General features: G+C 54.4%; 23 protein-coding genes and 1 pseudogene. 21 read left to right on the plus strand and 3 right to left on the minus strand.

Annotated features, from left to right (window positions below; all coding sequences use genetic code 11):
• Positions 1 to 8 precede the first annotated feature (8 nt).
• The 8 genes from lfgF to ACTG2O_RS06015 all read left to right on the plus strand — a co-directional run bounded on the left by lfgF (position 9) and on the right by ACTG2O_RS06015 (position 7,070).
• Positions 9 to 743, plus strand: a complete 735-nt coding sequence (lfgF, locus tag ACTG2O_RS05980; protein ID WP_019444812.1) for a lateral flagellar basal-body rod protein LfgF — start codon at positions 9 to 11, stop codon at positions 741 to 743.
• Positions 744 to 821: 78 nt separating this feature from the next.
• On the plus strand, positions 822 to 1,607 hold the full coding sequence (gene lfgG / locus ACTG2O_RS05985) for a lateral flagellar basal-body rod protein LfgG (RefSeq protein WP_005336212.1): 786 nt from the start codon (positions 822 to 824) through the stop codon (positions 1,605 to 1,607).
• On the plus strand, positions 1,607 to 2,278 hold the full coding sequence (gene flgH / locus ACTG2O_RS05990; protein WP_026034860.1) for a flagellar basal body L-ring protein FlgH: 672 nt from the start codon (positions 1,607 to 1,609) through the stop codon (positions 2,276 to 2,278). The genes lfgG and flgH overlap by 1 nt, the downstream gene beginning before the upstream one ends.
• An 8-nt stretch (positions 2,279 to 2,286) precedes the next feature.
• Positions 2,287 to 3,393 (plus strand): lateral flagellar basal body P-ring FlgIL, encoded by a 1,107-nt coding sequence (fgIL, locus tag ACTG2O_RS05995; protein ID WP_019444810.1) that lies wholly within the window; start codon positions 2,287 to 2,289, stop codon positions 3,391 to 3,393.
• Between the two features lie 8 nt (positions 3,394 to 3,401).
• Positions 3,402 to 3,800, plus strand: a complete 399-nt coding sequence (locus ACTG2O_RS06000; protein WP_019444809.1) for a rod-binding protein — start codon at positions 3,402 to 3,404, stop codon at positions 3,798 to 3,800.
• Positions 3,800 to 5,119: a lateral flagellar hook-associated protein LfgK gene (gene lfgK, locus ACTG2O_RS06005; protein WP_279488490.1), complete on the plus strand. Its 1,320-nt coding sequence runs from the start codon at positions 3,800 to 3,802 to the stop codon at positions 5,117 to 5,119. The genes ACTG2O_RS06000 and lfgK overlap by 1 nt, the downstream gene beginning before the upstream one ends.
• A 10-nt stretch (positions 5,120 to 5,129) precedes the next feature.
• Positions 5,130 to 6,047 carry a lateral flagellar hook-associated protein LfgL gene (lfgL, locus tag ACTG2O_RS06010; protein ID WP_019444807.1) on the plus strand — a complete coding sequence of 306 codons (918 nt, stop codon included), beginning with the start codon at positions 5,130 to 5,132 and terminating at the stop codon, positions 6,045 to 6,047.
• A gap of 222 nt (positions 6,048 to 6,269) precedes the next feature.
• A complete protein-coding gene (locus ACTG2O_RS06015) occupies positions 6,270 to 7,070 on the plus strand; it encodes a hypothetical protein (protein WP_230848188.1) in 801 nt (266 codons plus the stop codon).
• 68 nt (positions 7,071 to 7,138) lie between these two features.
• Here the strand turns inward: ACTG2O_RS06015 and fliB are convergent, their stop codons facing one another.
• Positions 7,139 to 8,302 carry a flagellin lysine-N-methylase gene (gene fliB, locus ACTG2O_RS06020; protein WP_019444805.1) on the minus strand — a complete coding sequence of 388 codons (1,164 nt, stop codon included), beginning with the start codon at positions 8,300 to 8,302 and terminating at the stop codon, positions 7,139 to 7,141.
• Between the two features lie 207 nt (positions 8,303 to 8,509).
• Here fliB and lafA (ACTG2O_RS06025) point away from each other — a divergent pair, with 207 nt between their 5' ends.
• The 11 genes and pseudogenes from lafA (ACTG2O_RS06025) to ACTG2O_RS06075 all read left to right on the plus strand — a co-directional run bounded on the left by lafA (ACTG2O_RS06025) (position 8,510) and on the right by ACTG2O_RS06075 (position 17,326).
• On the plus strand, positions 8,510 to 9,373 hold the full coding sequence (gene lafA, locus ACTG2O_RS06025; RefSeq protein WP_019444804.1) for a lateral flagellin LafA: 864 nt from the start codon (positions 8,510 to 8,512) through the stop codon (positions 9,371 to 9,373).
• A 196-nt stretch (positions 9,374 to 9,569) separates the two neighbouring features.
• Complete coding sequence (gene lafA, locus ACTG2O_RS06030) at positions 9,570 to 10,433, plus strand: lateral flagellin LafA (RefSeq protein WP_019444803.1); 864 nt, start codon at positions 9,570 to 9,572, stop codon at positions 10,431 to 10,433.
• Between the two features lie 114 nt (positions 10,434 to 10,547).
• Positions 10,548 to 11,832, plus strand: a pseudogene (lafB, locus tag ACTG2O_RS06035) (lateral flagellar capping protein LafB).
• Between the two features lie 46 nt (positions 11,833 to 11,878).
• A complete protein-coding gene (gene lafC / locus ACTG2O_RS06040; RefSeq protein WP_019444801.1) occupies positions 11,879 to 12,271 on the plus strand; it encodes a lateral flagellar export chaperone LafC in 393 nt (130 codons plus the stop codon).
• Between the two features lie 122 nt (positions 12,272 to 12,393).
• Positions 12,394 to 12,732: a hypothetical protein gene (locus tag ACTG2O_RS06045; protein WP_026034859.1), complete on the plus strand. Its 339-nt coding sequence runs from the start codon at positions 12,394 to 12,396 to the stop codon at positions 12,730 to 12,732.
• A 47-nt stretch (positions 12,733 to 12,779) separates the two neighbouring features.
• A complete protein-coding gene (locus ACTG2O_RS06050; protein WP_230848189.1) occupies positions 12,780 to 13,805 on the plus strand; it encodes a flagellar hook-length control protein FliK in 1,026 nt (341 codons plus the stop codon).
• Between the two features lie 71 nt (positions 13,806 to 13,876).
• Complete coding sequence (gene lafF / locus ACTG2O_RS06055; protein ID WP_269428984.1) at positions 13,877 to 14,299, plus strand: lateral flagellar basal body-associated protein LafF; 423 nt, start codon at positions 13,877 to 13,879, stop codon at positions 14,297 to 14,299.
• Positions 14,300 to 14,306: 7 nt separating this feature from the next.
• Entirely contained in the window at positions 14,307 to 15,023 is a 717-nt protein-coding gene (gene lafS, locus ACTG2O_RS06060) for a lateral flagellar system RNA polymerase sigma factor LafS (RefSeq protein ID WP_026034857.1), read from the plus strand.
• A gap of 50 nt (positions 15,024 to 15,073) precedes the next feature.
• Positions 15,074 to 15,931 (plus strand): lateral flagellar motor stator protein LafT, encoded by an 858-nt coding sequence (lafT, locus tag ACTG2O_RS06065; RefSeq protein ID WP_439975464.1) that lies wholly within the window; start codon positions 15,074 to 15,076, stop codon positions 15,929 to 15,931.
• Positions 15,931 to 16,878, plus strand: a complete 948-nt coding sequence (lafU, locus tag ACTG2O_RS06070; RefSeq protein WP_019444795.1) for a lateral flagellar motor protein LafU — start codon at positions 15,931 to 15,933, stop codon at positions 16,876 to 16,878. Before lafT ends, lafU begins: the two co-directional genes overlap by 1 nt.
• Positions 16,865 to 17,326, plus strand: coding sequence for a hypothetical protein (locus tag ACTG2O_RS06075; RefSeq protein WP_080741269.1), 462 nt, complete (start codon positions 16,865 to 16,867; stop codon positions 17,324 to 17,326). Before lafU ends, ACTG2O_RS06075 begins: the two co-directional genes overlap by 14 nt.
• On the opposite strand, the gene ACTG2O_RS06080 is transcribed toward ACTG2O_RS06075, so the two are convergent.
• Together ACTG2O_RS06080 and ACTG2O_RS06085 are read right to left on the minus strand one after the other, a co-directional pair.
• Positions 17,259 to 18,266, minus strand: coding sequence for a lytic transglycosylase domain-containing protein (locus ACTG2O_RS06080; protein WP_236284935.1), 1,008 nt, complete (start codon positions 18,264 to 18,266; stop codon positions 17,259 to 17,261). The genes ACTG2O_RS06075 and ACTG2O_RS06080 overlap by 68 nt on opposite strands.
• Before the next feature lie 80 nt (positions 18,267 to 18,346).
• Complete coding sequence (locus ACTG2O_RS06085; protein ID WP_019444793.1) at positions 18,347 to 18,796, minus strand: hypothetical protein; 450 nt, start codon at positions 18,794 to 18,796, stop codon at positions 18,347 to 18,349.
• A gap of 114 nt (positions 18,797 to 18,910) precedes the next feature.
• On the opposite strand from ACTG2O_RS06085, the gene mraZ reads away from it, so the two are divergent.
• Both mraZ and rsmH read left to right on the plus strand, forming a co-directional pair.
• Positions 18,911 to 19,369, plus strand: coding sequence for a division/cell wall cluster transcriptional repressor MraZ (mraZ, locus tag ACTG2O_RS06090; RefSeq protein ID WP_013723406.1), 459 nt, complete (start codon positions 18,911 to 18,913; stop codon positions 19,367 to 19,369).
• Positions 19,370 to 20,308, plus strand: a complete 939-nt coding sequence (rsmH, locus tag ACTG2O_RS06095) for a 16S rRNA (cytosine(1402)-N(4))-methyltransferase RsmH (protein WP_047438668.1) — start codon at positions 19,370 to 19,372, stop codon at positions 20,306 to 20,308.
• Position 20,309: the final 1 nt, after the last annotated feature.

Below are 20,309 nucleotides of genomic sequence, written 5' to 3' on the forward strand. Positions count from 1 at the left end.
GGTAACCCGTGGAAAAGCTTATCTACACCGCCATGTCCGGGGCACAACATACCCTGATGGCCCAGCAAATCCGGGCCAATAACCTGGCTAACGTCAACACCGCCGGTTTTCGGGCTGACTTTGAGCGGGTTTCGGCTTATGCCCTGACGGGCGATGGTTACCAGAGCCGAGTGATGGCCAGAGAAGAGATGGCCGGGACCAACTTCAAAGCTGGCCCTCTGATGCAGACCGGTCGCAAGCTGGATGTAGCGATTCGTGGCGAGGGTTTTCTGGCGGTGCAGACGCCTGATGGCAAAGAGGCTTATACCCGCGCTGGTAATCTGGAGGCCGATGCCGACGGGCTGTTGACCCTCAATGGTCGGCCGGTGCTGGGGGAGGGGGGCGAGCTGGTGCTGCCCGCTTATCGTGACATCAGTTTCGGCAAGGATGGCACCCTGAGCATCACTCCTCCGGGTGGTGGCTCCCGGCTCGATGTTGGCCGCCTGAAGCTGGTCAATCCTGATCCGGCTGAGCTGGTAAAAGGCCACGATGGCCTGTTCCGGATGCGCCAGGGGGGGGATGCCGAAAGTAGCGAGCAGGTGGTAATGGCATCCGGCTTTTTGGAAGGGGCCAACGTCAATGCCGTGGATGAATTGGTGAGCAGCATGTCATTGACCCGCAATTTCGAACTGCAGGTCAAGTTGATGAAAGCGGCGGATGATCAGGCTCGTCAAGGGGCCAAATTGATTTCCGGTCAGGGTTGATATTGACGATATCGGGCTGATGTCCGGTATCCGGCCACTCCTTTATGGATTGGGCTTGATGAACAAGGTGGAATAACAATGCACGCAGCATTATGGGTCAGTAAAACAGGTCTGTCGGCACAAGATGCCAAGATGTCCAGTATCTCCAACAACCTGGCTAACGTGAACACGGTCGGCTTCAAGCGTGATCGGGTAGCGTTTGAAGATCTCTTTTATCAGGTGCAGCGCCAGCCTGGTGCCCAGCAGGATCAGCAGAATCTGGCGCCTATCGGTATTCAGATGGGTAATGGTGTGCGGGTGGTGGGTACCCAAAAGGTCTTCACCTCCGGCCAATTCCAGAATACCAATCAGGAGCTGGATATGGCGGTGGTTGGTGCCGGTTTCTTCGGCGTCGAGCGCCCGGATGGCGAGACGGCCTATACCCGTAATGGTCAATGGCATCGCAATGCCGAGGGGCAGCTGGTTAACGCGGATGGTTTGCCCATGGTGCCGCAGATCCAGATCCCCGATAACGCCACCAAGATCTCCATTGGTACGGATGGTACCGTCAGTGCATCTTTGCCCGGTCAGCAAGAGAACGTCGAGCTGGGCCGTATCACCCTGACCAATTTCGCCAACCCGGCCGGTCTGGAAGCCCTCGGTGGCAACCTCTACCGTGCAACCGGCGCGTCCGGTGAGCCCATTGAAGGTGTACCGGGTGAAGAGGCGATGGGGGCCGTCAAGCAATTCACGCTGGAGAGCTCCAACGTGAACGTGGTCGAGGAGATGGTTGACATGATCACAACCCAGCGGGCTTACGAGATGAATGCCAAGGTGGTCTCTTCCGCCGACCAGATGCTCAAGTTTGTCACTCAGGCTCTGTAATGATGAAGTCGATGCTGCGTTATATCTGGTTGGTATTGCTGTTGGGCGGCTGTGCCACCTATGAGCTGCAGGCGCCCGAGCCAGGTGACGAGAAATGGGCGCCATCCCGTCCCAAGGTGACCGCGGCTGCGCAGAGCGAAGATGGTGGCCTCTATCGTGGCAACTACATGATGACCCTGTTTCAGGATCGGCGAGCTTACCGTGTTGGTGACATTCTCACCGTGGTGCTGGAAGAGCGTACCCAGTCGAGCAAGAAAGCCAATACCAGCATGAGCAAAAACAGCAGCATGAATGTGCCGGCCCCCTCTATTGGCGGTAAACTGCGCCCCGACTGGGGGGCAACCCTCAGTGCTGATCGGGATTTTGATGGCGGTGCGACCTCCAGCCAGCAAAATACCCTGGCAGGTTCCATAACCGTGACGGTCGCGGAAGTGATGCCCAACGGTGTGCTGGGGATCCGCGGTGAAAAGTGGATCCGCCTCAATCAGGGGGATGAATATATCCGCTTGGGCGGCATGGTTCGGGTTGAAGATATTGACCAGAGCAACCGTATCTCGTCCCAGCGCATTGCTGATGCCCGCATCACCTATGCCGGTCGTGGTGCCCTCGCCGACAGTAACCAGATGGGGTGGCTGGGCCGCTTCTTTAGCTCGGCGTTTGCGCCATTTTGAGGAATCACATGAACAGATGGTTTATCGCCCTGCTGTGTCTCTGCTTGCCCTTGTTTAGTCAGGCTGCCGCACCGGCCAAACGAGCCTTGCTGGATATTGCCGATGTACAGGGGCTGAGAACCAACCAGCTGGTGGGTTATGGTCTGGTGGTTGGTCTCTCCGGGACCGGTGACAAAAGCCAGGTCAAATTTACCGGCCAATCCATGGCCAACATGCTCAAGCAGTTTGGCGTGCAGTTACCGGACGATATCGATCCCAAGCTCAAGAACGTGGCAGCCGTTTCGGTTCAGGCCACGCTACCCGCCTTGGCTGGCAAGGGGCAGTTGCTCGATGTGACCGTGACTTCCATTGGTGATGCCAAGAGTCTGCGCGGTGGTTCTCTGCTGCTGACCCCCCTGCGTGGTATCGACGGTGAAGTCTATGCCGTGGCGCAGGGCAATCTGGTTGTCGCCGGTGTGAAAGCGGAAGGGCAATCGGGTTCATCGGTCACGATTAACGTGCCGACGGCCGGGATTATCCCTAACGGTGCCACCATCGAGCGAGAGGTGGTAAGCAATTTTGCCGAGAAGCCGGAAGTGACCCTCAATTTGCACCAACCCAACTTCAAGACAGCCCGCAATGTGGAGCGCGCCATCAACCATCAGCTGGGGCCGGTTGCCCGAGCGGTGAGTGCCGGGCGGGTTCAGGTTGCAGCCCCCAGGGACGAGAGCCAGCGCATCGCGTTTATGGCTTTGTTGGAAGATATCAAGGTGGATCCGGGTCAGGAACGGCCGAAAGTGGTCTTCAACAGCCGAACCGGTACTGTGGTGATGGGGCAGGGGGTCAAGGTTCACAAGGCTGCCGTCAGTCATGGCAGTCTGACGGTGACGATTGGCGAGAGTCAGACGGTCAGTCAGCCCAACGCCTTCTCCAACGGGCAGACCACGACGACCCCCAATTCCAAGATCCAGGTCGATCGGGAACGTAACAACATGTTTGTCTGGCCGGATGGCACTTCCTTGGAAGTGATCGTCAAGGCTGTCAACTCACTCGGTGCAACCCCTGATGATGTTATGGCCATCTTGCAAGCGCTTGATGAGGCTGGCGCCCTCGAAGGTGAGTTGGTGGTTATCTAAGGATTATCATGACCAGAATTAGCTCGGATCCCGGTTTTTATCAGGATCTCAATGAATTGCAGCAAATCAAAAGCAACCCGGATCAGCGTGCCGCGCTGGATGCTGCAGCCGGTCAGTTTGAAGTCAGTTTTTTGCAAACCGTGCTCAAACATATGCGCTCGGCGACGGATGCCCTGCAGGATGAGGACGACAAGATTATCAAGGGGCAATCCCTCTATCGCGATATGTATGACAGCCAGTTGGCGATGAGCATGGTCAAGCGAGGTGGCATAGGTCTGCGGGAGCAGATGGTCAACCAGCTGGCTCCGTCATTAAAGAATCCGGACGGGGTGGTCGCTTCAGAGCAGCAGACCCTGGCTGCGTTCAGCCAGCCTCTCAACTCGGTAAAAATGAAGAAGGTTGATTGATGTCGCTGCTCAATATCGGTTTTAGCGGACTTAACGCGGCCCAAATCGCGTTGAATGTCACCGCCCAGAATATCGCCAACGTCAACACCATCGGCTACAGTCGCCAGGAGGCCATGATGGGCAGCCTGTCCGGTTTTGGTCGGCTGGATAATGGCCAGGGGGTAGAGGTAACCGGTGTTCGCAGGATCACGGATGATTATCTGGTTTCCCAGCATTGGCGTAGCCGCTCGGCGACAGGCTCCTCCTACTCGTTTTACCAGTACATCAACACTACAGAGCAGCTGCTGGGTAGTGAATCGATGAATATCACCAAGGGGCTCGACAGCTTCTTTGCCTCCCTCAGCGCTGCGCTCGACAGCCCGGAAACCCCGGCACAACGCAGCCAGATCGTCAGCTCGGCCGGTGCGCTAGCGAACCGTTTTGGTCAGCTCAACGAGAGTATGTTGACCCAGGAGAAGCAGATCGACGATCAGCTGAACAGCACGGTTTCTCAGGTCAACAGTTATCTGAAGCAGGTTGCCGAACTGAATACCCAGATCAGCGAACAGGCTTCCAAAGGGGTCAATACATCCACACTGGAAGACAGCCGTGAACAGGTCGTGCGCGAGCTTTCAACCTATATGGAGGTGAGGGTTAACCGGCAGAGCGATGGTTCGTTCTCGATCAGTTTGCCTCAGGGGCAGCCGTTGGTTCTATCCGGCAGCAGCAGTACCCTTTCGCTGGCCGGTGACAAACTTAGCCTGAGTTTCGGTCCGCAAACGTTTGAGGTTCCAACGCTGCATGGAGGGTCTCTGGCTGGGGTGATGGATTATCGCGCCAATGTACTGCGTCCGCTTCGCGACGAGCTCAATCAGATGGCGAAGAAGCTGGCTGATGACTTCAATGCCAAACAGGCCGGTGGTGTCGATTTGAATGGTGATCCAGGTAAACCCCTGTTTAGCTACGATCCGCTCAACCCTTCCGGAACCTTGAAGGTTGCCGATGGTTTTACCGGCGATCATCTTGCCTTTGCAAAGGCCGGCGGTGGTAAAGGTGACAATCGCAATTTGCAGGAGATCATCACCATCAAGGAAGGCCAGTACGACGCGTACAGTGCTCTGCTTGGCCGGATTGCGGTACAGAGTGGACAGGCCAAGGCGACCATGCAGGCTGATGCCAATATGGAGAAGCAGATGGCCACCAAGCTGAGCAGCGTGAGTGGGGTCAACACCGATGAAGAGGGGGTCAAAATCATGGCATACACCAAGGTTTATCAGGCCAATGCCAAGGTGATCAGCACCTCGGATCAGCTCTTCAATTCCATCCTGAACATGTTCTGACGGAGTGACCATGCGCATCAGTACCAACCAGATCCAGCTCAGCATGCTTGATAATCTGCAGCACGGTTTCGGCGAGTATGCCCGCCTCGATCGCCAGATCTCCTCAAACAAACGGATCCTTCAGCCTTCCGATGATCCTGTGGGAAGTGTGCGGCTGCTCGGCCTCAAGAAGGAGCAGGTGGCGATGGAGCAGTATCAGAAGAATATTGCCAATGCCAAAAGCCAGCTTTCTCAGGGCGAAATCCAGCTGGAGTCGATGACCAACATGCTGATGCGCTTGCGTGAGTTGACCCAGACTGCTGCAAACGGCTCGCTTTCTGAAGATGATCGCCGTGCCGTGGCGACCGAGGCGGCGATTATCAAAGATGGCTTGTTCGATCTTGCCAATGCGCGCAATGAGAGTGGTTCCAGCCTGTTTACCGGTAGCAAGGTCGATCAGCCTGCCTTGGTCAAGGTCACAGATCCGGCAGATCCTGACTTCGGCAGTTACAAGTACCATGGCGATAGTCTGGTTCGCGAAGTCAGCATTGCCAATGGTGTGACGGTGGGTCTCAACCAGACTGCGGACAAGCTGTTTATCGACAATGGCGACTTCTTCAAACAGCTGGATTCCATGGTCGCCGCGATGGAGAGCGGAGCCCCCGATGCTGCTGATCAGGCTCGCGGCATGCTGGATCGCAGCAAGGTGTTGCAGGACGATATCAGCCAGATGGTGAGCACCATCGGTGCACGTATGAACCTGCTTGATCAGGTCGATGAGGGGCATGCCGAGAAAGGGGTCTATAGCAAGGAAGTGAGCAATCAGATAGAGTCCCTCGACTATGCCAGTGCTGTTACCCAGCAGGCCCATGTGTTGATGGCTTTGCAAGTTCAGCAGCAGGCATTTGCCAAGGTTAACGGACTCAGCCTCTTCAACTACATGCCATAAATTCAGGTTCAGGGAGCCATGATGCAGATTCAGCAAACCCGTTTGGGTGGAGTGGTCGAAACACCTGCCCAGCCCAGATTGCACGGGCGCCTAACTGCTCAGAGTGCGTCCCGGCCAACCGGCGAAACTGAGCGTCACCCCAATATCGTCCGGCTGGATCGGTGGGCTTTGATCGGGACTGCGCAGCAGCGGATCGCTCAGGCTCAAGGGGGAGAGCAGGCTTTGAGCCAGATTTGGGGTGAATTGAAGCGCCTCGAACAGCAACTTGGCCAGAATCGGGCGGCGAGCGGCGATCTGGTGTCACGCCTGAAAGTGTTGGAAGAGAAGTTGACCCAACCCCAAGCTCCCCTTAATACCGAATTAAAGCCACGTTTGCTGGCATCTGCAGGGGACAGTCGGGTGAGTTACGGGTCAGAGCGGCTTGACCTGCTCACCCCCAAGTCGGGCGCCGAGCGCCTGGTGTTCTCTTTCCCACAGAGCAGCAGTGCAGTTGAAGTGATGCTGCCTGCTGGAGCCAATGAATCGGAAGTGGTCACCCGGCTGGATCGTGCACTACGCAAAGAGCACATTCAGGCGCGTCTCAACGAGTTGGGCAAGCTGGAGTTAAGCGTGCCGGAGTTGCATCGACGTAAACTGGACGAGCCGGTTCTGCTTAGTGGGGAAGGCATTCGTATTCCGGCCGGAAACCCTGTTCCGGTGCAATTTAAGGCAAAGCCGGGGCAATTGACCCTGCTGGGCGAAGGTATCGACAAAGGTGAGCTGCGACAGGAGCAACAGCGCCTGAGAAGATTGCTTGGGGAGATTGAGCAGTCGGTGCGGGAGCTGAAGCAGTTCCGCCAGCGAATGGTCAAGCAGCTCGATCGGGTCAAGGCGCGTAGCCAGAATATGAAACAGCAGGAGCTTGAGCAGCTTCAGGGCAAGCTGGGTGAGCAGCTCAGGGAGGGTGGTTTTATGGGAACCATGTCAGGTCTGCTGGCTCAGGCCAACGTATCGCGCCAGAATGTGGTGGCACTGCTCACATAAAGGATGACGTGCTACATCACCGCCAAGATGGAAAAAGAGACCGCCAGCAACATGCTGGCGGTCTTTTTTCAGGGTTTCAGCAAGGCGTATAGAGTGAGGTCGGATGAAAAACCTGAGGTACTTAGTCCCTCTTCTATGGTCTTGAGAAAGTTCCGGTTGTGCTGGCGTATGGTGTGATAACTGTAGAAAAGATCGATGACATCCTGTTCTTCCAGCTCCTTGTCCATGGCCAGCAGACACAGGTAGTTGCGCAGCAGGAAGTAATCGATCACCAGGAGCTGATAGCCCTGGAAGGGCGTAGTCTGCTGTAGTGGAAAGTTGTTGTTGTAGACGTAATAGAGCAGGTAGTTGTTGAGAATGTGAGGCCTTGTGGCCAGAAAGGGAGTTACCTTGTTGAGCCAGGCTTGTTGCAGCAATGCAAGCTTGCTTTCGTCATAAACGCCCTCTAGTACCTGATTTATTTTGTCGAGGCAGAACTGCATGGTCTGCCGGCCACGCCTTCCCTGCGAATATGCAACCAGCTGATGGGTGATCGTTCTCAGTCCCCACCACTGCAATGTGGGCATGGAGGGCAACTGTTCGAACATGGCGTGAAGTTCCCCTTGGTCGGCCATTACCGCGACCTGCTCGAGAAATGCTTCGTGCGACAAGGAGGTTGCATTCCTATGAAGCAGCAGTCCGATAAGCCATAGGCGCTGTTCGACCGGGAGATCGGTGGTTGTCAGCACGTGGATGCTCAGACTATGCAGGGTTGCCATGGCTGTGGATGGCGGCGTGGTAAAGGGGAGAGGCTGCCTGAGCTGGGCCTCCTCAGTCTGCATTGCCATTGGGTCTAGCAACAGGTGCCGGCAGACCTCGGGACAGGAGAGAACCAGAGATTTCTTGAGCTGGTTGGCGAGCTGGGTTTGGGTTCTGGGGTAGGTCTTGCAAGTCTGGCTGAGTGCATCTGGCCCTGCCTTGCCGTGGATCTGACACAATCGTTTCTCGTCAAGAAAAGGGCAGGCTCCCTGCTCGTCAAGGGTTATGACTCCCCACTGTTCATTGCTTTTCTTTACTTTGCGGATGTGTTGTTTGCTCAGCGATTGTATTACGGGATCTGGGTGTTTTTCGTAACTGCGGAACGTCGCTTTATCGATACTGATGGTCCAGCTATGACAGCAGTTGTCTTTGCAGCCATCTCCAATGCATTGAAATTGCGTGACAAACCGAGGGGTATATAGAAATGCTGCCATGTCGCTTTCCGATAGTGAAGGATTGCAATTTAAAGCAATAAACATGCCTATAAATTAATCCGGCGAGTTTAGCACGGCCATTCCTATCCATTGATCAACCTGAAAAAAATATAAGAACAGAGCTCTAAATTTCCGGCAAAAAGTTGTCGTCTATATCTGATGTCAACCTAACATGCTGCGCCGCAGCGTCATATCGAGGATTACATCATGGGCTTGTCTATTCATACCAACTTTGCTTCTCTGACTACTCAAAGTCAGCTCAATACCACCAACAAGATGCTGGGTACCGCCATGCAGCGTCTGGGCACCGGTCTGCGCATCAACTCTGCAGCTGACGACGCTGCCGGTCTGCAAATGGCTACCCGCCTGCAGTCCCAGTCCAGCGGTCAGAAGGTTGGTATGCGTAACTCTCAGGATGCCATCTCCATGATGCAGACTGCTGAAGGTGCTATGGATGAGATGAGCAATATCGTTCAGCGCATGAAGGATCTGGCTACCCAGTCTGCTAACGGCACCAGTACCGCAGAAGACCGTAAAGCCATGGATGCCGAGTTTACCGAATTGCGCTCTGAGCTTGACAACATCACCAACAACACCACTTTCGGCGGGCAAGAACTGCTCAAGACTGGCAAGGGCTTCCAGGAAGATGTGACATTCCAGATAGGCGGTACTTCCGCTGAGAAGCTTGAGTTGAAAAAAACAGGAACCCTAGCCAAGGCTCTGGCGGAGGTCGTTGGCACTGGTAAGGGTACCTTGGACACTGATATTGCTGCAGGGATCGGGGATCAAAAGAAAGCTACCGATGCTATGGCTAAGCTGGATACTTTCTCCCAGAAAATCGGTGAGTCTCGTTCTGCATTTGGTGCCAACATCAACCGTCTGGAGCACACCGTCAACAACCTCTCCAACATGAAGGAGAACACTGACATGGCGAATGGCCGCATTATGGATGCTGATTTCGCTCAGGAGAGCACCAACATGACCAAGAACCAGATGCTGATGCAGGCTGGCATGTCCGTGCTTTCCAACTCCAACCAGATGACCGGCATGGTAACTTCCCTGCTGCGTTAATTCTGTGCGGCACTCATCCTGATTTTTGGTGTGGGTGCCTTTTTTATTTTCTCTCTTCAGCCCGCTCTTATTTTCTTCTGTTTTGCCTCTATTCCTCTAATTTCTATTTCCTGATTCAAGTCTTTGCTCACAGCTGTCGCTTCTTACTTTTGTACAGTTATTTGCTGCGAACGCAGCTTTAAATGAGGATCATGTTATGGGTTTGTCTATTCACACCAATTTCGCTTCTCTGACTACTCAGAACCAGCTGAACTCCACCAACAAGATGCTGGGCACCGCCATGCAGCGTCTGGGCACTGGTCTGCGTATCAACTCCGCTGCCGATGATGCCGCAGGTCTGCAGATGGCTACTCGTCTGCAAGCGCAGTCCAGCGGTCAGAAAGTTGGTATGCGTAACTCTCAGGATGCCATCTCCATGATGCAGACTGCTGAAGGTGCTATGGACGAGATGAGCAATATCGTGCAACGCATGAAGGATCTGGCCACCCAGTCTGCAAACGGAACAAGCACTTCTGCAGATCGCACAGCTATGAACTCAGAATTTACTGAGCTGCGCTCCGAGCTTGATAACATCACCAACAACACCACTTTTGGTGGTCAGAAACTGCTTGCTGCAAGTAGTGGTTTCCAAGGGAACGTAACTTTCCAGATCGGGGGCACCACCGCTGAAAAACTGGAATTAAAAGATACAGGTACACTGGCTACAGCCCTGAAAAGTGTGATTGGTACTGGTAAAGGTACCGATGGTACTAATGTGAAGGCTGGCATTGCTGACCAGGCCAAAGCAACGGCAGCGATGACAGATTTGGATACTTTCTCTAAGGGGATCGGTGAGGCTCGTTCTGCTTTCGGTGCCAACATCAACCGTCTGGAGCACACCGTCAACAACCTCTCCAACATGAAAGAGAACACCGATATGGCGAACGGCCGTATCATGGATGCCGACTTCGCCCAGGAGAGCACCAACATGACCAAGAACCAGATGCTGATGCAGGCTGGCATGTCCGTGCTGTCCAACTCCAACCAGATGACAGGCATGGTCACTTCCCTGCTGCGTTAACAGGTGATATAGCCGCTCCTATGGGGGCGGCCTTTTGTTTAGCCATTACGTGTCGGTTGGAAAGGGATTAAAGGACATTTTCCAACAGGCATGCCACAGAATAAGGGGGTAGTGATGCAAGTAGATCCGGCCAGCATGGCAATGCAACTGGTAGCTATCGAGCGCCAGAATATGGATAAGCTGCTGAAAAAGCAGATGGACAGTATCAAGGGGCAGCAGAGTGCAATCAGCACACTCACGACCAAGCTGTCGACCTTCCAGACCATGCTCAAGGATCTGAATAAGGCATCCAACCTGCAAGCCCAGAAGGCCACCATGTCCCAAGAAGGGCTCATGACGGTGACGAGCAATGGAAAGGCCAGCTCGGGGCAATACAACTTCTTTGTGGAGACAGTTAGCCCAGTCTCACCAGGTTGGTCTTAGCCTTGATAGCGAGACGGCCCCCCTGCCTGCGGATGGTATCTTTTCTCTCACAGTCAAAGGCAAGACGCTCGATATCGATCTGGCTACCCTGCCTGCTGGATCGACAGTGAAGGATCTGGTTTCCCATATTAACAATGCCAAGGATAACCCGGGTGTGAAAGCCACACTGGTTCGGACTGATGGCAAGGTCAACATGGTGTTGACCAGCAAGGATAGTGGTGAAGAGAATGCCATTACGGTGAATTACAGCGGTGATGCAAGCTCTTCCTTGGGAACTGCCATTGCCAACAAGAGCGAGATCACCAAAGCCCAGAATGCCAAGTTGCAGATGGGCGGGAACAATCCGCTAACCATCACCTCGGCCAGCAACAAGATTGAAAATGTGGTCGATGGCCTGACCCTCCAGCTCACCAAAGCACAGAAGAGCGGCGATGCGCCTCTGCAGGTGACTGTCGAACAGGATAAAGAGGCGGTCACCGGCTCTCTCAAGAAGTTCACCGATAGTTATAACGAGCTGATCGACGAACTGGCCAAGATGATGTCCAGTGACCCCAAGGCTCCTGGGGCGCTCTCTTCCGATAGCGGAGTACGCAGCCTCAAGAGCGTGCTTTCCAACAGTGTGCGAGATCTGCCCAATGGGCTCAGCCTGAGCAGCCTTGGCATCAAAACAGACAAGACCGGCAAGCTATCCTTCAACGAGACTGACTTCAACAAGGCACTGGAGAAAGATCCCGAGCTGCTGGGCAAGGCACTGATGGGGGATGATGGTCTGCTCAAGCGGATGAGCACTTCACTCGATCCCTACACCAAGCGCGATGGCGCACTCAAAGGGCGCAAGAGTGGCTTGGAAGCCAGTGAAAAGCGGGTGAATGAGCGAATGGAAGCGCTGGATCGCCGTATGAATTCCGCGTATAAGCGCTACCTCAACCAATTTACCACCATGAATCAGATGATGCAGACCATGGGCGCCCTGTAAGGGGTCTTGCTATTTGGCTGCCTCATCCGGAGCAAGCGAGTTTTACATGTTTGAACATCAAGATGGTTACGATGCTTATCAGTTTGCCGCTACTCAGGCCAAGGCTGCTAGCGCTGATCCGCATCAGTTGGTACTGATGCTGATGGAGGGGCTGCTCGACGAGATGGCCAGAGCCGAAGGACATATTCTTGCCCGCCAGTTTGAACGAAAGGGTCAGGCAATCAGCAAGTGTTTGCAGATTCTTGGCGGGTTGGACAGCGCACTTGATATGGATAAAGGTGGCGAGCTGGCAGCCAATCTGCATCGTCTTTATGACTACTGCGGTCAGAAATTGTTCGAGATCAGCGTCTCCAACAATGTTGAGGGATTTGCCGAAGTGCGCAAAATCCTGCAAGAGCTGAAAGAGGGTTGGGAAGCAATGGCGCGTCATCCTCGTTAATACGGAAGTAGTACTTCCTTCCTCTCCGTTCTTCCTCACGCCCAACATATTGAAATTTCTTGGTTCTCGGTCTGGCCCACTCCTTGCTTGTGGGCTGATTTATCTTCTTTTTGGGGCTCGTCATGTCAGGTATTGCTCCCGTGTTGCGTGAGACCGAATTGCAGACTCGCCAGCGTCAGTTATTGGGGTTGGGTACGCTCTTGCTGCAACAAGCGCAAGCTGGCCAGTGGGATGCAGTCAGGCTAACCGATGGACGTTTCGCACAATTTGTCTCTCAAGTTAGCCGGAATCCCCAACTCTGGGCTGCGTTGCAACCAGCAAGAGATAAAGCCCGAATTTTGTATCGACAGGCATTGCAACTCTGCGAGCAGGAAACCCTGGTTCGTAAACAGGAGTGGCAGCAGCTTTCTTCGATTCGTGAAGGCTTGACCGCCTACGGTGAGACAGAGCAATGGGATTGATTCAATTTAGCGGTTTTGACGCTGCGTATTCGCCTGATGTCACGGCCTTGAACCGTTTGTCCGGCCAAGCCGGCAGTGAAGGTGAGCTGTATCAACCGCTGGATGAGGCGGTTGACCCTCTGCTTGCATTGCCCTTGCCCGAGCTGGCTGCCAGCGATGTTGCGGTAGAGGAAAAAGAGAGAGAACAGCCGGGGGCGGAAGGCGACCCGGCTGAACAGCTGCCGGCGTTTACCAATATGCCTCCTCTCTTTGTCAGAGTAAGTGATGCCGATCTTGATGGTTTTCGTGTGAGCCGTACTTTTTCCCGAGCTGAAGGTAGCACCGGTGGCCAGCAGGTGGTGGTGGATAACAAATTGCCACCCTCTCTTCGTACCTTGATGGGGAGTGCGACAGCGCTGCCCGAGCAAGAGGTGATGCCGCGTCGTGAAACGGTCTCTGCCGCTGCAGAACAGGCGCTCTCTACGTTGCTTGTCAAATCGAATGGGCAAACCGGTGTATTGCCCGGCCGCTTCACCTTGCCGGTTATGGCTGCCGGTTTGGATATGGGAAGTGTGCCTGACACCGCTGCGGTAGAAAACAGGTTGCCAGATGCTCGCCAGCTGGCAGTCGGACAACTCGCCGCTGCACCGCTGCGTCCGGTCGACTATCAATGGGCTCCTGTCCGGTTGCCAGACAACCAGAGCCAGTGGGGACAGCAGCTGGTTAGCCTGCTTCAGGACAAGGTTGAACTGCAGGTCAATCAACAGGTGAAACAGGCTCATATCCGGCTGGACCCGCCAGAGCTGGGGCGACTGGAGTTGACCGTCAAGCTCGATGGTGACCGGCTCAATGTCCAGTTGAACGTGACCAATCCGGCTGTGCGCGATGCGATGATCCAGTCGATGGAGCGCTTGCGCATGAGCTTGGCTCCCCATCATGCCGGTGGGGTCGAGGTCAATGTGGGGCAGGGTGGCGAACAGGGACAGCAGGAGCGGTGGCAACAGGAGAAGATCCTGGCTGGCCGCCGCCAGTGGCAGGATGATCCGGATTCCCAATGGGATACGGTGCACGACTGGCTCAATACACTGGTCTGATTTTTAACCCGTAATAACGAGAGTGGTTTTACATTATGCGGCGTGTCATGAAGTGGTTGATGATATTCGTCATGGCTCTGTGTCTGTTGGCCATACTGGCCTATGGCGCATGGCTTAAGCGCGATGTGGTCGAAGTCTGGCTCGGATTGGCAGAGCCAAAGCCCGAGCTGAGCAGCACTCCGCTGTTCAAGCCGATGGAGCGCTTTGTTATCAGTCTGGAAGGGGGTGAGCAGTCTCATTATCTGGTGCTGGAGCTGGCACTGGTGACCTACAACCCGGCGCAGGTTGCCAAGCTGGATGAACTGACGCCACTGATCCGCAATGCCATGGTGCAGTATTTCAGCCACCGCTCCCATGATGACGTAAAAGTCGAGCTGCAGAATATTTCCAAGTTGCAAGTCTCTCTGCGCGACAAGCTGGTCACTACGGTACAGGGATATGGCTATAAGCCCTATCTTGATGAAGTGCTGATCACCAAGGTACTGGTACAGTAGCCACGATATGACAGATTCCGTTTGGGATGCTCAACAAGAGTTTGCCGATACTCCGCAACTTCCTCGCACGGGAGAGCCCGCTATTCTTGCTCGCTATCTACCCTTGGTGAAGCGAGCCGCCAGCCATCTGCGCAGCCAGGTCAGTGCCTGTTTTGATCAGGAGGACATGGAGCAGGTGGGAATGATGGGATTGCTGGAGGCGTGGCGCCGTTATGGCAGCGAGCCCGATGCCCAGTTTGAAAGTTATGCCTTCAAACGGATTCGTGGCGCCATGCTCGATGAGTTGCGCCGTCTGGACTGGCGACCCCGCCAACTGCGACAGCAGGTACACGGCCATAATCAGGCGCAGCGTGAACTGCACAATCGTTTGGGGCGCCCCCCCTCAGAGCAAGAACTTGCTACTGCGCTCGACTGTTCGGTGGATGAGGTGCGTCAGTTGTCCTACGCCAGCCAGGCTGAAGCGCTGCAGAGTCTGGAAGAGTGGCTGGAGAATGGCGGTAAAGCCCCGACTACCGAATCTGATGATGTCGATATGGCGATGACCATCAGCAAGGTGTTGGCCACTCTGGATAAACGCGAGCAGTTATTGCTTTCCCTCTATTACCAGCAAGAGCTCAACATGAAAGAGATCGCGTTGGTGCTGGGATTAACCGAATCCCGGGTTTGTCAGCTGCACAAACAATGTGTACTTCAGCTAAAGCAGCGATTGGTCGACTCCATATAGTAGTGCTTCACCTTTACTGGTGACCCTTCTTGTATCGTGCGGGAACATTCATGCAAAAACAGATTGGCATCGGCGTCATATTAGTGTGCGTGCTGGGTGGCTTCATGATGGCCGGGGGAAACCTCGCAGCCTTGTGGCAGCCAGCCGAGCTCATCATCATCATCGGCGCAGCGGTAGGCTCCATGTTTCTGGGCAACTCGAAAGAGGTGATGCATGAAATGTGGCGGCAGATAAAGATGTGCTTCAAAGCGAATAAAGAAGATAAAGAGGTCTATCGTGAACTGCTGACTCTGATGCATCAACTGCTTGAAGAGACACGCAACAAGGGGATGAAGGCGCTCGACGAGCATATTGAAAATCCCCAGCAGAGCTCGGTTTTCTTGATGTATCCCCAGATTTCGGAAGATCCCCAACTGCTTGGTTTCATTATCGATAACCTGCGTTTGCTCGGAATGGGCAAGATCACACCCCATGAACTGGATACCGTACTGGAGCAGGAGATCATGGCCATTGAAGAGGACATGCTCAAGCCTGCTCATGCCTTGCACAAAACCGGTGAGGCCTGCCCTGGCTTCGGCATTCTTGCTGCGGTGATGGGGATCATCATCACCATGCAGCAACTGGACGGCCCTCTGAGCAATATCGGTGTCCATGTGGCGGCCGCTCTGGTGGGAACTTTTATCGGTATTTTCCTCTGTTACTGCTTGCTGGAGCCAATCAGCAATGCCATGGAAGAGATGGTCAAGCGCCGTATCGGCCTGTTGATGTGCATCAAGTCGATCCTGATTGCCCAGTTGCGTGGCAAGACACCGCTGCTTGCCGTCGATTCGGGTCGCAAGATCCTGGAGCCTGAAGTCAAACCAAGCTTCCTTGAGCTGGAAGATTGGGTGACCAACAGGGCGATGTAATGCGCAATCACGAACAGATTATCGTCAAGCGTCAGCAGCGTCGTAACAGCGGTCCCAAAGGGGGAGGCGCCTGGAAGGTGGCATTTGCCGACTTCACGTTGGCCATGATGGCGTTCTTCATGGTGCTCTGGATCCTCGCTGTGTCAAATCAGGAGGAGCGGGAAGTCGTTGCCAGTCGCCTGCGGGACTACAGCATCATGGACAGTGAGGCAAACCCGTTTGATATTCGCAACAGCCCCTATCCTGTCGATCTCGGTGGCAACCCCTCTGTGATGGATGAGCTTAACCCCAAGTTCGATCAGCAGGGTCAGCTGATGCCCAGGCATATGGACCGTAATCAGAGCATTTTTTCTGACGGTCCAAGCGGTGGGTATGAAAAGCTGTTGATAGGCAAGCTTGAGGGTGAAGCCCAGATGAAGCAGCTGGCCAGCTTTATCGACCATCTTGCTGAGCAGATGCAGGCGAAGAATAACCTCGAGATTCAAATTGTTCCCCAAGGGTTGCGGATCCTGATCCGTGATGACGCGGATCGGGAAATGTATAGCCGCGGCAGTGCACGTATCACTCCATTTTTTCGTCACCTGTTGATGGCATTGGCCCCCATTTTCCAGCGAATTGAGAATCGGGTCATGATTTCTGGCCATACCGACAGCACACCGTTTGCCGGTGACAATTACAGCAACTGGGAGCTATCGTCAGACCGCGCCATGATGGCAAGACGGGTGTTGCTGGCGGGAGGCATGCCACCTGAACGGGTCGGACAGGTTGTCGCGATGGCCGATACCATGCTGGAAGATACCCGCAATCCACAAAGCAGCCGTAATCGGCGCATTGAATTGCTGGTCATGACAACCCAGGCAGAAACTAATCTGGAGCAACTTTTCAGCTCCCAAACGCAAGCGGCAACCACCCATGCCAAGGAGATGATTTCCCATGGACGACCCTGAGATCGAGTTTCCGCTGCATACCTCGCACAATGATCCACGCCGAAAGGTGCCGCGCTGGTATCTGCACGATGGAACAACGCCTTTCGAGTCACAGAGTTGCGGGATTGCGGCCAGATTGCTGATTTCCGGATTGCTGTTTGACAAGAGCATCGGCCGCGCAGTGATCAAAGATATTGGCCCGGGAGGGGTCGGTTTCCTTGCTCCGGCCCGATTTGAATTACCCGAAACGGTGACGCTCTCCCTGTTGCCGCGAATTGCGCTGGATTGCAACATCACTCATCGTCGCGCTATTGGTCGGCAGCTCTGCTTTTACGGGGCTCGCTGGTCATATCCGGAAGAGGTTGATTTGGCTCCGGTACTGAGCCATTGGCGCCACTGTTTCATGGTGCCGCAATCAGCGGCCGCTTCTGCTGAATCCCAAGAGGATCAGGCAAGCGTTCCAGTCTGATTTCTCCTCGACTCATATCAAGCCCCCTGGCAGCTTTAAGTAAAAGGGGGTCATGCAGACTGTCCAGTGAGACCGCTTTGACAATGGCGGTCGCCCCTTTCTTCTGGTTGGCGGTGGGGGCTTTGCCCTTGCTATAGACGATCGGGCAATGGGTTATCCCTTGCGCGACAGGGAGTTGCCAGGCCGGATTCCAGCTGCTGGCTTCATTCATTGATACGCCCTTCGCCTGAGCCCACGCGGGCAGTGAGCAGCCGTTCGGATGACGGAATATTTGCAAGTCATTGCCGCTGTGCCATGGCGGAAGTTGAAACTGATAGCTGTCAGCCATATCAAGCAGTCTTGCCAGCGCAACAAAGCGCGCGACATAAAAGCGTGTTTCAGTCGGAAGCTCCAGTTCCCATATATTACGTGTCCCCGCTTTTAAAACCGCATTGAGTACCCGCCCTTCTCCTGCGTTGTAGGCGGCCAAAGCAAGCAGCCAGTCATTTCCAAAGAAGCGATACAGCCATGCCAGATAGGAAAGGGCTGCCTCTGTCGCCAATGGCAGTGAATAGCGTCCATCAAATTCGCTGGTGATGGGAATGGCAAATCGGGTGGCGGTATCTGGCATCAGCTGCCAGGGGCCTGCGGCGCCAGCAGAAGAGACCACATCCAATCGGTAACTGCTTTCCAGTAAAGGAACAAAGGCAAGCAAGGGCGGCAGTTTGCGTTCGTGAACCTGTTCCGCGACCCAGCGAATAACGGGCTGTGTCTCCGCAAGACGTTGTTGAAGATAATGGCGCTGCTTCAGCAAGAATTGCTGCTGCTGACCGACCAAATCTGCCCCTTTACCCTGAATCGGGACAGGGAAGCCAACTTGCCACTGATAATTGTGATAAGCATGGCAAGATGTTGATATCATTAACATCCCGCACATTAGTAAAGAAATGAGCCGGGTCATGGGGCAATTGTTGAGCAAGGATCGCGCAATAATAAAAACATGATATATCTCAACAGTTTTTTGAATTTAAGGTCGTCTGATCATGTGTAATCCAGGACGTAGCAAGCATGATAACACGAGTAAAAAAGAGCCCAAATTCGGGTAAAGCGATTCAGAAGTTTTTGCTGTATCTGATACTCGCCAATTTCATTCTGATGGGCTTGTACATTGGTTACGCTCAAGAGCTGACATTTGCCACCAATATTCTGCTGACATCCCTGCTGATTATTTACAATCTGTTGCTTTGTCAGCTGGTGTCTCTGCGTGCTCGCCGTTCGAAAGATGGTTACATCATCTATCCAGTGATATGTGTCAGTATTTTGCTCTGTGCAGTGGTATTGTTCCGTTTCATCATATCGCCCAGATAGTGACCGCTCACCGACTTGCTGCTTATTAATCACTTTCTGTTTTTTCAGCAATAACTCTTGGAAAATCAACCCACTCAATCTGCGGTATGCAATTGCTGCGTCAATATGTTCCCTCTGTCCCATCTCCTTGCTTGAAAAGCCCCCTGCACGTCCTTAAACTTCAAGGTGGGGAAAAGTGGATCAAAGTGGTTTTTAGAGGGGCAATCTGCCTGCTCACTCACCTTCAGGGACTGCAATTTGTTGCGTGGCGCTCATGCCATCAGCCTGGACAGTAAAGGGCGGCTGGCAATTCCGACCAAATTCCGTGATTGGCTGCGCGACGAAAGCGACGGCCAGCTGGTCTGCACCATCGATATTGCCCATCCCTGTCTGCTGCTTTATCCCCTGAATGAATGGGAAGAGGTCGAGCGCAAGCTCAAAACTCTCTCCAGCATGAATCCGCAAGAGCGCCGTTTGCAGCGTCTGCTGCTGGGACATGCAACTGAATGCGAGCTGGATGGCAATGGCCGTCTGCTGCTCAGTCAGCCACTGCGCAACCATGCGGGGCTGGACAAGAAAATCATGCTGGTGGGCCAGCTCAACAAGTTTGAGCTGTGGGATGAAGCCCGCTGGCAACAACAGGTCAATGACGACATCTTGGGTCTGCCCGGGGACGATTGGGCAAGCTCACCACGACTACAGGATTTCTCTTTATAAATGACCCAAGCCGCTGAACACATCACAGTGCTGCTGCACGAAGCCGTTGAAGGTCTGGCCATCAAGCCGGACGGTGTCTACGTCGACGGTACTTTTGGCCGTGGTGGTCATTCTCGTCTGATCCTGCAGCACCTTGGCCCCAATGGCCGCCTGATCGCCATCGACCGCGATCCCCAGGCGATCGCCGAAGCGGCCAAGATCCAGGATCCCCGTTTCGAAATCGTGCACGGCCCCTTCTCCGGCATAGCCTCCTATCTGGATGAGCGCGGTTTGCTGGGCAAGGTGGATGGCTTCCTGCTGGATCTGGGAGTCTCTTCACCTCAGCTGGATGATGCCGAGCGCGGCTTCAGCTTTATGAAAGATGGTCCGCTCGATATGCGGATGGACCCCACCTCCGGCCAGAGCGCCGCCGAGTGGCTGGCCAAGGCCGATGTGGATGACATCGCCTGGGTGCTGAAGACCTTCGGTGAGGAGCGTTTTGCCAAGAAGATCGCCCGTGCCATCGTGCATGACCGTGTGACCGAGCCTTATGTGCGCACTCGCCAACTGGCGGAGATGATTGCCCGGGTCAATCCGAGCAAGGAGAAGGGCAAGCATGCGGCAACCCGCAGTTTCCAGGCTATCCGCATCTATATCAACAGCGAGCTGGACGAGATCGAAACCGCGCTCAACGGTGCACTGGACGTGCTGGCACCACATGGCCGCCTGTCTGTGATCAGCTTCCATTCGCTGGAAGACCGATTGGTAAAGCATTTCATCCGCAAGCACGAGAAGGGGCCGGAAGTGCCTTACGGCATTCCGTTGACCGAGGCCCAGTTGGCTGGCGGTCGCAAATTGAAGTCGGTCGGCAAGGCGCTCAAGCCTTCTGATCATGAAGTATCTGAAAATAGCCGGTCACGCAGCTCGGTGCTGCGGGTTGCCGAACGGCTGGCGGAGTAAG

Origin of the sequence: Aeromonas sp. 61P (assembly GCF_051919545.1) — a bacterium.
GTDB lineage: Bacteria > Pseudomonadota > Gammaproteobacteria > Enterobacterales > Aeromonadaceae > Aeromonas > Aeromonas veronii.

What these genes read in the sequence shown, in the direction of transcription:
- lfgG (WP_005336212.1), top strand. Translation starts at nt 822, where the DNA reads ATGCACGCAGCATTATGGGTCAGTAAAACAGGTCTGTCGGCACAAGAT.
- flgH (WP_026034860.1), top strand. Translation starts at nt 1,607, where the DNA reads ATGATGAAGTCGATGCTGCGTTATATCTGGTTGGTATTGCTGTTGGGC.
- fgIL (WP_019444810.1), top strand. Translation starts at nt 2,287, where the DNA reads ATGAACAGATGGTTTATCGCCCTGCTGTGTCTCTGCTTGCCCTTGTTT.
- ACTG2O_RS06000 (WP_019444809.1), top strand. Translation starts at nt 3,402, where the DNA reads ATGACCAGAATTAGCTCGGATCCCGGTTTTTATCAGGATCTCAATGAA.
- lfgK (WP_279488490.1), top strand. Translation starts at nt 3,800, where the DNA reads ATGTCGCTGCTCAATATCGGTTTTAGCGGACTTAACGCGGCCCAAATC.
- lfgL (WP_019444807.1), top strand. Translation starts at nt 5,130, where the DNA reads ATGCGCATCAGTACCAACCAGATCCAGCTCAGCATGCTTGATAATCTG.
- fliB (WP_019444805.1), bottom strand. Translation starts at nt 8,302, where the DNA reads ATGGCAGCATTTCTATATACCCCTCGGTTTGTCACGCAATTTCAATGC.
- lafA (WP_019444804.1), top strand. Translation starts at nt 8,510, where the DNA reads ATGGGCTTGTCTATTCATACCAACTTTGCTTCTCTGACTACTCAAAGT.
- lafA (WP_019444803.1), top strand. Translation starts at nt 9,570, where the DNA reads ATGGGTTTGTCTATTCACACCAATTTCGCTTCTCTGACTACTCAGAAC.
- lafC (WP_019444801.1), top strand. Translation starts at nt 11,879, where the DNA reads ATGTTTGAACATCAAGATGGTTACGATGCTTATCAGTTTGCCGCTACT.
- ACTG2O_RS06045 (WP_026034859.1), top strand. Translation starts at nt 12,394, where the DNA reads ATGTCAGGTATTGCTCCCGTGTTGCGTGAGACCGAATTGCAGACTCGC.
- lafF (WP_269428984.1), top strand. Translation starts at nt 13,877, where the DNA reads ATGGCTCTGTGTCTGTTGGCCATACTGGCCTATGGCGCATGGCTTAAG.
- lafS (WP_026034857.1), top strand. Translation starts at nt 14,307, where the DNA reads ATGACAGATTCCGTTTGGGATGCTCAACAAGAGTTTGCCGATACTCCG.
- lafT (WP_439975464.1), top strand. Translation starts at nt 15,074, where the DNA reads ATGCAAAAACAGATTGGCATCGGCGTCATATTAGTGTGCGTGCTGGGT.
- lafU (WP_019444795.1), top strand. Translation starts at nt 15,931, where the DNA reads ATGCGCAATCACGAACAGATTATCGTCAAGCGTCAGCAGCGTCGTAAC.
- ACTG2O_RS06075 (WP_080741269.1), top strand. Translation starts at nt 16,865, where the DNA reads ATGGACGACCCTGAGATCGAGTTTCCGCTGCATACCTCGCACAATGAT.
- ACTG2O_RS06080 (WP_236284935.1), bottom strand. Translation starts at nt 18,266, where the DNA reads ATGACCCGGCTCATTTCTTTACTAATGTGCGGGATGTTAATGATATCA.
- ACTG2O_RS06085 (WP_019444793.1), bottom strand. Translation starts at nt 18,796, where the DNA reads ATGGGACAGAGGGAACATATTGACGCAGCAATTGCATACCGCAGATTG.
- rsmH (WP_047438668.1), top strand. Translation starts at nt 19,370, where the DNA reads ATGACCCAAGCCGCTGAACACATCACAGTGCTGCTGCACGAAGCCGTT.